This window comes from Arthrobacter sp. RCC_34, assembly GCF_041360795.1.
Lineage (GTDB): Bacteria > Actinomycetota > Actinomycetes > Actinomycetales > Micrococcaceae > Arthrobacter_E.
On the sequence record NZ_JBFUPW010000004.1, the window covers coordinates 1 to 11,720 of the forward strand.

Annotated in this window: 7 protein-coding genes; 1 reads left to right on the plus strand and 6 read right to left on the minus strand. The window is 67.8% G+C overall.

The window, feature by feature from the left end:
* Positions 1-483: 483 nt before the first annotated feature.
* The 4 genes from glgB to AB6732_RS14395 are packed head-to-tail and all read right to left on the minus strand — an operon-like array spanning position 484 to position 7,967.
* Positions 484-2,697, minus strand: a complete 2,214-nt coding sequence (gene glgB / locus AB6732_RS14380; RefSeq protein ID WP_370960596.1) for a 1,4-alpha-glucan branching protein GlgB — start codon at positions 2,695-2,697, stop codon at positions 484-486.
* Entirely contained in the window at positions 2,694-4,151 is a 1,458-nt protein-coding gene (locus AB6732_RS14385; RefSeq protein ID WP_370960597.1) for a phosphotransferase, read from the minus strand. Before AB6732_RS14385 ends, glgB begins: the two co-directional genes overlap by 4 nt.
* 1 nt (position 4,152) lies before the next feature.
* Positions 4,153-5,940 (minus strand): maltose alpha-D-glucosyltransferase, encoded by a 1,788-nt coding sequence (treS, locus tag AB6732_RS14390; RefSeq protein ID WP_370960598.1) that lies wholly within the window; start codon positions 5,938-5,940, stop codon positions 4,153-4,155.
* Complete coding sequence (locus AB6732_RS14395; protein ID WP_370961024.1) at positions 5,940-7,967, minus strand: alpha-1,4-glucan--maltose-1-phosphate maltosyltransferase; 2,028 nt, start codon at positions 7,965-7,967, stop codon at positions 5,940-5,942. The genes treS and AB6732_RS14395 overlap by 1 nt, the downstream gene beginning before the upstream one ends.
* Before the next feature lie 197 nt (positions 7,968-8,164).
* On the opposite strand from AB6732_RS14395, the gene glgP reads away from it, so the two are divergent.
* Positions 8,165-10,768 carry an alpha-glucan family phosphorylase gene (gene glgP, locus AB6732_RS14400; protein WP_370960599.1) on the plus strand — a complete coding sequence of 868 codons (2,604 nt, stop codon included), beginning with the start codon at positions 8,165-8,167 and terminating at the stop codon, positions 10,766-10,768.
* Between the two features lie 142 nt (positions 10,769-10,910).
* On the opposite strand, the gene AB6732_RS14405 is transcribed toward glgP, so the two are convergent.
* On the minus strand, positions 10,911-11,246 hold the full coding sequence (locus AB6732_RS14405) for a barstar family protein (RefSeq protein ID WP_370960600.1): 336 nt from the start codon (positions 11,244-11,246) through the stop codon (positions 10,911-10,913).
* Entirely contained in the window at positions 11,243-11,698 is a 456-nt protein-coding gene (locus AB6732_RS14410) for a ribonuclease domain-containing protein (RefSeq protein WP_370960601.1), read from the minus strand. Before AB6732_RS14410 ends, AB6732_RS14405 begins: the two co-directional genes overlap by 4 nt.
* Positions 11,699-11,720 lie beyond the last annotated feature (22 nt).

Sequence of the window (11,720 nt, forward strand, 5' to 3'; positions counted from 1 at the left end):
AGCGTTCATCCTGAGCCAGGATCAAACTCTCCAAAAAGAAATTCAAAACCCAGCAAACACCAATCCACCACAGGGGCAGTGAACCAGTGATTACCAAAAAACATTGGTATCAAAAAAACATGACACACTATTGAGTTCTCAAACAACAGACTGCTTTCGGATCTCCAAGCCGGCTCGTTAGCCCTGCTTGCCGTTCCCGAAGCAACTTTTCAAGCTTAGCACCCCGAATTCCTCGGTGCAAATCGCTCAACTTCTCACAATTTCTTGGTGAATGTTGTGCGATCCGCAGCGTGTCCGGTTGACTTCTTCAGAAGCTTTCCTTCGCTGCGGTGCGGGTATCAACTCTACCACCGTTCGGCGGTCGTGCCAACTCCCCCTTCGTCGGGCCCTTCCCGGGATCGTCCGAGGCCCGGAATCCCCGTGATTCCAGGCCTCAGGCACTCTTCGGAGCCGTCCCGACGGGCCCTTTCCGACCCCGCGCGCTCAGGCGAGTTTTGTGAAGTACACCGCACCCAGGGGCGGCAGCGTCACCCTCGCCGAGGCCGGCTGGCCGTCCCAGGGCCCGTTGTCCGCCACCACGGTTCCGCCGTTGGTGACCCCGGAACCTCCGAACTCGTGGGCATCGGTGTTGAGGATCTCCACCCACTCGCCCTCGGCCGGGAAGCCCAGCGCATAGTCGTGGTGGGGTGCGCCCCCGAAGTTGACCGCGCAGACCAGCTGCTCGCCGTCGGCGCTGATGCGGATGAAGCTGAGAACGTTCCGGTCGGCGTCGCCGCCATTGATCCAGCGGTAGCCCTCGCCCGTGTTGTCCTGCTCCCAGAGCGCGGGAGTGTCCTGATAGATGGCGTTGAGCTGTTTGACCAGGAGCTGGACACCGCGGTGATCCGGCCCTTCGGCGAGCCACCAGTCGAGCCCGTGCTGTTCGCTCCATTCGGCTTCCTGGCCGAACTCGGTGCCCATGAAGATCAGCTGCTTGCCGGGGTGCGCCCACTGGTAGGCGAGGAACGCGCGCAGATTGGCGAGCTGCTGCCAGCGGTCGCCGGGCATCTTGCGCAGCATCGACCCCTTGCCGTGCACGACTTCATCGTGGCTGATCGGCAGTAGGAAGTTCTCCGTGAACGCGTACACGAGCGAGAAGGTGATGGTGTTGTGGTGCCAGCGCCGGTTGACCGGGTCCTCGGCGATGTAGGCGAGGGAGTCGTGCATCCAGCCCATGTTCCACTTGAGGCCGAATCCCAGGCCGCCCTGGGAGGTCGGCGCCGTGACACCGGGGAACGCGGTCGATTCCTCGGCGATGGTCATGGCTCCCGGATTGCGCTTGTAGACCGTGGCGTTGGTCTCCTGCAGGAAGCTGATGGCGTCCAGGTTCTCGCGGCCGCCGAACTGATTCGGCACCCACTGTCCCTCTTCCCGTGAGTAGTCCAGGTACAGCATCGAGGCCACCGCGTCGACGCGGAGGGCGTCCACGTGGAACTCCTCGAGCCAGTACAGCGCGTTGGCGACGAGGAAGTTCCGGACCTCCTTGCGGCCGAAGTTGAAGATGTACGTGCCCCAGTCCGGGTGCTCGCCCAGACGGGGATCGGCGTGCTCGTAGAGCGGCTCACCGTCGAAACGCGCCAGAGCCCACTCGTCCTTGGGGAAGTGCGCGGGGACCCAGTCCATGATCACGCCGATCCCGGCCTGGTGCAGCGCGTCCACAAGGAAGCGGAACTCGTCGGGATGCCCGAAACGGGAGGTCGGCGCGTAGTAGGACGTGACCTGGTAGCCCCAAGAGCCGCCGAAGGGGTGCTCCGCCACCGGCATGAACTCCACGTGGGTGAAGCCGAGCCACTGGACGTACTCGACCAGCTCCCGCGCCAGCTCGCGATAGCTCAGGCCCAGGCGCCAGGAGCCGAGGTGGACCTCGTAGACGCTCATGGGCGAATTGTGCGGATCGCGCGACGCGCGGGCGGCCATCCACTCCTGATCCTTGAACTCATAGGAGCGCTCCACCACCACGGAGGCAGTCATGGGCGGAACCTCGGTGCCGAAGGCTAGCGGATCCGCCTTTTCCACCCAGTGACCATGCCGAGTGCGCAGTGCGAACTTGTAGCGGGTGCCGGGACCGAGCCCCGGGATGAAGAGTTCCCACACACCGCTCGATCCGAGAGAACGCATCGAGTGCTGGCGGCCGTCCCAGGAGTTGAAGTCGCCGATGACCCGCACGGCCTGCGCGTTCGGGGCCCACACCGCGAAGGAGACGCCCGTGACCTCGCCCATCACGGAGCTGTAGCGCTGCACCCTGGCGCCGAGCACGGTCCACAGCGTCTCGTGCCGGCCCTCCTGCAGCAGGTGGAGGTCCAGTTCGCCCAGCGTCGGCAGGTACCGGTACGGCTCATCCACCACGACGGTCTCGGCGTTCTCGTAGGCGACCTCGAGCCGGTAGTCCGGCACATGCGCGCCATCGGGCGAGACGTAGGTGCCCACCCAGACGCCGAAACCCTCGTGATGAAGGGGGATCCGCGCGTCGTCGGCGAGAATGACCGTCACCGCCTCGGCGAGGTGCTTGACCGTGCGGAAGGTGACGACGCCGCGGTCGTCCAGGTGGGCGCCGAGCACGGAGTGCGGAGCGTGATGTTCACCATGAGCCACCTGGCCCAGCGTGGCCTGATCGATCGGCAAGGGAGCCGGCGCAGCGGCTTCCGGGGTGGGGGTCATGGTTTCCCTTTCGCGTCGGGACCTGCGAGTTCGTCCAGCGTCGCACGCGCCGCGCTGACCGGGATGTCCAGCCAGCCGGGGCGGTTGCTCTGCTCGTAACGGACCTCGTACAGGGCCTTGTCCAGCCACAATGCCATGAAAAGGGGAGAACGCTGGTCAATCCTCCCGGGCACCACACTCGAATAACCCTCCAGGAAGGCCGCCGAACACTCGGCCACCCACCCGTCGGAGACGTCGGCTCCCGCCACCTGGCGCTGAGCGGCCCCGGCGGCGTAGTCCAGTGAACGGAGCAGCCCGACCACATCCCGCAACGGCAGGTCCGGCAGCGCCCGTTCGGAGATCGGCCGGAGCGGCTCCCCCTCGAAGTCCAGGAAGACCCAGCGCTCGGCGCCTGCGGCCGGCGACTGCAGGGTCAGGATCTGCCCCAGGTGAAGGTCGCCGTGGATCCGCTGAGGCTGTGCCGGGACGGCGGACAGCGAGGTGAGCAGCGCTTCGATCTCAGCGTCATACGGCCCGACGACGGCGCGCACCTGAGCCCAGCTGTCCCGCACCCTCGCGGCCAACCGGCTCAGCACGCCCTCCGGCGCGGTCGACACCGGCAGCCCTTCGGCCAGGCGGCGGTGAATCCGCGCCGTCCCCTGCCCGATGGCGTGAGCCTGGCGCGCGAAGGACCCCCCGCGGGCAGCCGCGTCCAGCGCTGCGCCCCACGCGTCCGAACCGCCCGGGAGGAACTCGTGAATGACGGCCAGATCGGCTTGGTAGGCCACGCCCTGATCCTGCCAATGCGCCTCCAGCCAGCCGAGCGTGGCGGGGACGTCCTGGGTGCCGAGGCGGGTCAGGACGGCGCCCAGCTCGACCTCGGGGTTCTGGCCGGTGGAGAGGGTCCGGAAGAACTTCACGATCATGCCGCGACCCTGGGCATTCAGCACGATGGAGGTGTTCGACTGTTCGCTCCGCATGGGATCCATCGAGAACAACGGGTCTGACAGCGCGATGCTCTTGGCAGCGTCGGGGCCGCGGCGGGCCTGGATGCCGGAGTGCTCCCCCGGGTTCTCCGAATGGGCGTTCAGCGAGGTGCTGGCCAGGACCTCGTCCAGATACTCCCGGCGTTGCGGGGCGTCGTAGACGTGCCACGAGCCCGGCACCGCGGGCGAGCCGTCCTCGCCACCGGCCGAGGAGACTGCGCCGATGAAACCCGCGCCGTCGTCGGACGCCTGGTCCGAGGCCTTGAGGAACAGCAGGGGAACCTGAAGAAGCGTCACCACCGGCGACCCCTGCGCATCGGGATACGCGAGCCGCAGCACCCTCACTTCGGAGTGCCGCTCCGGCCGCGAGACACCGGGAAGCACGGCGGCCACGGACATCGTGACCGTGCTCCCCTTGGCGGGGAACCACCGTTGCTGCGGAAGCCAGTGCTCCAGCAGTCCCATGAGCTCGTCGGCGGAGGCGGTCATGTCACACGCCCTGAGGCACGATCGGGATGGCCGTCGTCTGCATCCCCGGCGCCGCCGTGCGGAACCGGAGCCAGAAGTAGCCGTTGCCGGACAGTGTGAGTCCGAGCGTCCCGTCATCGGCCACGCTGGGGAACGGCTGTCCGCCGAAGATGTCCCGCAGACCTCGTCCTGCGAATTCCGGCAGGTCCAGCACGGCCGCCACCGGATTCTGGGACAGGTTGAAGACGCACAGCAGCGTCTCGGGCTGGGCGCCTTCCGCGTTGTCCGGAAGCACCTCGCGGCGGTAGGCGAGCACCGACTCATGATTGGCCGGAACGTGGTGGAAGGCGCCGAGGCCGAAGGCCGGATGAGCCTTGCGGACGGCCAGGATCTGCCGGGTCCAGCGCAGCAGCGATCCTGAGTGGGCCGCCTCCGCCTCCACGTTCGCCATGCCGTAGTGGTACACGAGCGACTGGATGACGGGCAGGTAGAGCTTGCCCGGGTCGGCGATCGAGAACCCGGCGTTGCGGTCCGGAGTCCACTGCATGGGCGTCCTGACGGCGTCGCGGTCCTGGAGCCAGATGTTGTCCCCCATGCCGATCTCGTCGCCGTAGTACAGGAACGGCGACCCCGGCAGGCTCAGGAGCAGCGCGTTGATCAGCTCGATCTCGGACCGCGAATTGTCCAGGAGGGGCGCCAGACGACGCCGGATGCCGACATTGGCGCGCATCCGCGGGTCCGGGGCGTACCAGCCGAGCATCGCGGAGCGCTCCTCCGCGGTCACCATTTCCAGCGTCAGCTCGTCGTGGTTGCGCAGGAACGTGCCCCATTGGGTTCCCGCCGGAATGGCCGGGGTGTCCTTCATGGACTCCACGATCGGCGCGGCCAACTGGTCCCGCAGGGCGAAATACAGCCGCGGCATGATCGGGAAATGGAAGCACATGTGGCATTCCGGGGCCTCTTCGGTGCCGAAATACTCCACGACCTCCTGCGGGGGCTGATTGGCCTCCGCGATGATGATCCGGCCGGGATATTCACGGTCCACCATGGCCCGCAGATCCCGCAGGAAGTGATGCGTGCCGGGCAGGTTCTCGCAATTGGTGCCGTCTTCTTCGAAAAGGTACGGAATGGCGTCGGCGCGGAAACCGTCCACCCCGTGGTCCAGCCAGAAACGCACCACATCGTAAATCGCCTCGACGACGGCGGGATTCTCGAAATTCAGATCCGGCTGGTGGCTGAAGAAACGGTGCCAGAAGAATTGCCGCCGGATGGGATCGAACGTCCAGTTCGATTCCTCGGTGTCGATGAAGATGATCCGGGCGTCCTGGTATTTCTCGTCCGTGTCACTCCACACGTAGAAATCGCCGTACGGACCGCTCGGGTCACGCCGGGATTCCTGGAACCAGTGATGCTGGTCCGAGGTGTGGTTGAGAGGAAGGTCGATGATGACGCGCATGCCCCGGGCATGCGCCTCGCCCACCAGACGCTGGAAGTCGTTGATGGTGCCGAACTCGTCCAGCACGGCCTTGTAATCCGAGATGTCATAGCCGCCGTCCCGGAGCGGGGACTGGAAGAACGGCGGGAGCCAGAGGCAGTCGATGCCGAGCCACTGCAGGTAATCCAGCCGGTCGATCAGGCCGTTCAGATCACCTGAGCCGTCGCCGTTCGAGTCCGCGAAGGCGCGGACCAGGACCTCGTAGAACACCGCTTTGCGGAACCACTGGGGGTCGTGGGCGAGGCCCGGGGCGTTGGTGTCGAAACGGTCCCGGCTGGCGATCCCGTTGCTGGCGGACGGCAGGCTGAAAGTCATCAGACTCCTCGGCGGATGTGCAGGATGTGTGCAGGTTCGACGTGCGGGTCCAGCCGGACGTAGTTGTGCTCGCCCCACTCCCAGCTCTGACCGCTGATCAGGTCATCCACGCGGAAACCGTGGGAGGCGGTCCAGTCCTGAGGATCGAGCTCGAGCGCGTCCAGGTCCAGGGAGACGGTGCACTCGCGGGTGCCGTGCGGGTCCACGTTCACCACGACGATCACGGTGTCCTTGGAGCCGTCCGGCAGCGTCTTGTGCTTCGAGAACACCACGGTGGAATCGTCCGAGGACTGGTGGACCGTGAGGTTCTGCAGGTCGCCCAGCGCGGGGTGATCACGCCGGATGTGGTTCAGACGCGTCAGGTACGGAGCCAGCGAGCGCCCGGCGGCCTCGGCGGCCTCCCAGTCACGGTCCTTGTACTCGTACTTCTCGTTGTCGATGTACTCCTCGGCGCCCGGACGGGCCACGTGTTCGAAGAGCTCGTATCCGGCGTAGACACCCCAGAGCGGGCTGCCCATTGAGGCCAGCACGGCACGGATCTTGAACGCGGCCGGACCGCCGTACTGGAGGTACTGCGTGAGGATGTCCGGGGTGTTCACGAAGAAGTTCGGGCGGAAGAACGGCGCGGAGTCCCGGGAGACCTCCGTGAAGTACTCCTCGATCTCCTCCTTGGTGTTCCGCCAGGTGAAGTAGCTGTACGACTGCTGGAAGCCGGCCCGGCCGAGCGCGTGCATCATGGCGGGCCGGGTGAAGGCCTCGGCCAGGAAGACCACTTCGGGGTGCTTCTTGTTGACGCGACCGATCAGCCACTCCCAGAACCACACGGGCTTGGTGTGCGGGTTGTCCACGCGGAAGATCTTCACGCCGTGGCTGATCCACAGCTGGACGACGCGGAGGATCTCCTTGCTGAGACCGGCGGGGTCGTTGTCGAAGTTCAGGGGGTAGATGTCCTGGTACTTCTTCGGAGGGTTCTCGGCGTACGCGATGCTGCCGTCCACGCGGCGGGTGAACCACTCCGGGTTGCTCTGCACCCACGGATGATCGGGGCTCGCCTGGAGCGCGAGGTCCAGTGCGACCTCCAGGCCCTGTGCCTCGGCCTCCGCCACGAAGGCGTCGAAGTCCTCGAAGGTGCCGAGGTCCGGATGGATCGCGTCGTGGCCGCCCTCGGCCGAGCCGATGGCCCACGGGGAGCCCGGGTCACCCGGTCCCGCCACGAGCGTGTTGTTGGGGCCCTTCCGATGGGCATGGCCGATCGGGTGGATGGGCGGCAGGTAAAGCACGTCGAAGCCCATGGCCGCGACGCCGGGCAGACGGCGGGCCGCCGTGCGGAAGTTCCCGGAGGTCCACTCCCCCGTGACCGGGTCACGCTTGGCACCCTCGGATCGGGGGAAGAACTCGTACCAGGAGCCCTGGCCCGCGGCGGCGCGCTCCACGAGGATCGGGAACTCCTCGGACTCGGTCACCATGTCACGGATCGGCTGACGCTCGACGGCGCCGGCCACGGCGTCCGAGAAGCCGGCGCCGAGGCGCTCCTCGACGGTCAGCCGGGAGTCCGCGAGCGCTTCGGCGGCACGGCGGAGGGTGCGGCGGTCCGCGGCGGTGCGCTTGGCGTCGTCGTCGGCGGCCTGGGCGAGCAGCGCGGCGCCCTCGGCGAGCATGAGCTCCACGTCCACACCCGCGGCGACCTTGATCTCCGCGTTGTGGTGCCAGGTGCCGTACCGGTCATGCCAGGCCTCGATGAGGAAGGTCCAGGCGCCCGTGGCGGTCGGCGTGAAGACGCCCTCCCACAGATCGGTGCCGAGGCCGCGCTCGCCCCGGGCGGGGTGAAGACGGACGGTCTCCCGGACCTTGCCCTTCGGATCCTTCAGGACGGCGGTGACGCCCAGCTGATCGTGCCCCTCACGGAAGACGGTGGCGCTCACCACGAGGCCCTGGCCCGGAACGGCTTTGGCCGGGAAGCGACCGCCCTCGACGCTCGGCTGCACATTCGTGATGGGGAACCTGCCGAATCGCAGGCCGCTCGGGATCCCGCTGGACGCGGGGAGCTCGGGGGTGGACTTGGCTCGGCTGGCGCTTCGTTTGGTGCTGCTCACACCCACGACGTTAGTCCGGACCAGGGCCGATTGCTAAGGGTCATTTGAAAGAAACCGCCGTCACGCGTCATTTACCAAAAAGAAACATGCCCCTGTTCCGATGGTCGGATGACTCGGTTAGTGTGGCGCACGTGAAGGCCATCCGCAGATTCACTGTCAGAACCGTCCTGCCCGAACCGATCGCCCCACTGGCCCGCCTGGCGAACAATCTCCGCTGGTCCTGGCACCTTCCGACCCGCCAGCTCTTCGAAAGCCTGCATCCCGTGCTCTGGGACAAGAGCCGGCACGATCCCGTGGCCCTTCTCGGAGCCATCTCGGGTGAGGAGTTCCGGGCCATGGCGCGGGATGAGGATGTGGTGGCCAGGATTCAGACGGCCGCTGCGGATCTGGACCGCTATCTCACGGAGCCACGGTGGTATCAGAGCCTGCACGGCGACGCCCCCGAACGCATCGCATATTTCTCCCCCGAATTCGGCATCACCGAAGTGCTCCCCCAGTATTCGGGCGGTCTGGGCATCCTGGCCGGTGATCATCTCAAGTCGGCCTCGGACCTCGGCGTCCCCCTGGTGGGCGTCGGGCTCCTGTACCAGGCCGGGTACTTCAAACAGTCCCTGTCCCGCGACGCCTGGCAGCAGGAGACGTACCCGGTGCTGGACCCGGACAACCTTCCCCTGACGCTCCTGCGGGAGGAGGACGGGACGCCCGTCACCGTCCGGCTTCCGCTCCCCCACGGACGGCAACTGCTCGCGCAGATCTGGCGCGCCGAGGTGGGCCGCGTGCCGCTCCTGCTGCTGGACTCCAACGTCCCGGGCAACGACGACGCCGCACGCGGCATCACGGACCGGCTCTACGGAGGCGGCGGGGACCACCGTCTCCAGCAGGAACTGCTCCTCGGCATGGGCGGCGTGAAGGCCCTGCGCGCGTACGCCCGCCTGACAGGCACTTCCGCACCGGAGGTCTTCCACACGAATGAGGGGCACGCGGGATTCCTCGGCATCGAGCGCATCCGGGAACTGATGGCGGGCCAGAACCTGAGCTGGGACGAAGCCCTGGCCGCGGGCCGGGCGTCGACGGTCTTCACCACGCACACCCCCGTGGCGGCAGGGATCGACCGCTTCGAGCTGGCACAGATCGAGCACTTCTTCCGGGCCGGGCTCGCGCCGGGCGTCCCGGTCGACAAGATCCTGAACCTCGGACGCGAGAACTACGACGGCGGCGATCCGGGCAAGTTCAACATGGCCGTCATGGGCCTCCGCCTGGCCCAGCGCGCCAACGGCGTGGCCAAGCTGCACGGCGAGGTGTCCCGCGGGATGTTCGCGGGGCTCTGGCCGGGGTTCGAGAAATCCGAGGTCCCGATCGGTTCCGTCACGAACGGCGTCCACGTCCCCACCTGGGTGGACTCCAGCATCGGCACCCTCGCCCGGGACGCCTTCGGTCCGGAGGCCGAGTCCCTGGGCCGCTGGGACCTGGCGTACAACGTGCCGGACGAGACGCTCTGGGCACTGCGCCGGGAGCTGCGCGGCAAGCTGGTGGCGGATGTCCGGCGCCGTCTGCGGTCCTCGTGGAAGAAGCGCGGCGCGGCCGACGCCGAACTCGGCTGGACGGACGGCGTGCTCGACCCCGACGTCCTGACCATCGGCTTCGCCCGCCGCGTGCCCACGTACAAGCGCCTGACTCTCATGCTGCGCGATCCGGAGCGGCTCCGGCGGATCCTCCTGCACCCGGAGCACCCGGTGCAGCTCGTGATCGCGGGCAAGTCGCACCCGGCCGACGACGCGGGCAAGAAGATGATCCAGGACCTGGTGCACTTCACCGACGACCCCGAAGTCCGGCACCGGATCGTGTTCCTCCCCAACTACGACATCGCCATGGCCCGGACCCTCTTCCCCGGCTGCGACGTCTGGCTCAACAATCCGCTGCGGCCCCTCGAGGCCTGCGGGACGTCGGGCATGAAGGCCGCCATCAACGGCTCGCTCAACCTCTCGGTGCTGGACGGCTGGTGGGATGAGATGTACGACGGCGAGAACGGCTGGGCGATCCCGACCGCGAACAACGGCGCATCCCCCGAGGAGCGGGACGACATCGAGGCGGCCGCCCTGTACGAATTGCTCGAGACCCAGGTGGCGCCGCGCTTCTACGGCGCCGCGCTCTCCACCGACGCCGGCGCGGCGGGTCCCTCCTCGGCGGACGAGGACGGGCTGCCGACGGCGTGGATCTCCATGATCAAGCACACCCTGGCCCATCTGGGCCCGGCGGTCTCCGCCGACCGCATGGTCAAGGACTATGTCTCGGGGCTCTACACGCCGGCCGCGGTCTCCGGCCGGGACGCTGCGGAGGACGGCTACGCCCTCGCGAAGGACCTGGCCGCCTACGTCGAGCGGGTCCGCGCCTCCTGGCCGAACGTCCACGTGGAGCATGTCGACAGCAGCGGTGTGGGCGAATCACCGCAGATCGGCGACACCCTCACGGTGAACAGCTACGTCGCGCTCGACGGCTTGTCCCCGGACGAGGTCCGCGTCACCGCCGCCTACGGCCGGGCCGGCCATGACGACCGGATCAAGGATCCCCGCAGCGTGGACCTGGACCCGGTCGAGGAGCTGGGCGGCGGCCGCTGGCTCTTCCGTGGCACGATCCCGGTGGACCGCTCGGGCGCGTTCGGCTACACGGTGCGGATCTTCCCGCAGCACGAGGGCCTGGCGAGCAGCGCGGAACTGGGCCTGGTCGTCAACGCGTAGCCGCGGTGCCGGCGTGGCCTGGGGAGCAGGATCAGCTCCGCTTGCTATCCCCGCAGCGGGGTACTCGGCTTTCGCCGTGCAAGGGGCTGCGGGGCCCCTTTACGCAAGCTTCCGCTGATCCTGCTCCCCGGGCCGGGCCCGCTCAGCCGAGGACGACGACGGCGAGGTGCGGGCTGCCGGCCTCCGCCTCGTCGAGGATGCTCTCGATGGCGGCCGCAGTGCCGGCGTCGAGCGTCGCGGAACGCTGCCAGAGGAGAGCGGACGGCGAACTGAGCGCGTCGGCCCAGTCCCCCAGGCAGTCGTTGAGCGCGTCCAGGTTGCCTCCGAACCAGTCGGGGAAACCGAGAGCCGTGGCGAAGGCGGCCAGGGTGCCCGCCTTGTCCGCGGCGGCGGGGACGGCGAAGGGCTCACGCCCGACGGCGAGGCTCGCGTGCGCGAGTTCATTCAGCGTGTGCGTGGCGGCGGGGTAGGTCCTCACTGGCCCTCCAGGATGAAGCGGAAGCTCTTGTAGTGATCCGGGGTGTAGTACTTCTCGTGCTCCAACCCCACGATGATGCGCCGGGCCCCACGGGTCTGGGAACCCGGGGTCGGCACGGTGAACTCCTGGTAGTAGCCGCTGCGCTTCTTCGGCAGCACGCCTTCGAAGTTGCCGAAGTTGATCCCGTCCCGGTCGTACGGGTACGGGCCGCCCTTCGCGATGAGCTCCAGCGTGCGACGGGCCTCCGCCGGGAGCGCGGACTCCTTCACGGTGTCGAGGCTGCTCGGGTTCTTCACCCCCGGGCGCTGGGTGGCCGAGCTGCCGGGCGTGGCGTTCCCGCCGTCGCCGGCGAGCGGCTTGCTGCCCGAGCCGCTGCCGCCGAGCCAGATGAGGCCCGCCACGACGGCGGCGAGGACGAGGCCGGCCAGGCTCAGGAGCGTTTTGCGGTTCACAGGACCTCAGCGTCGGTAGATG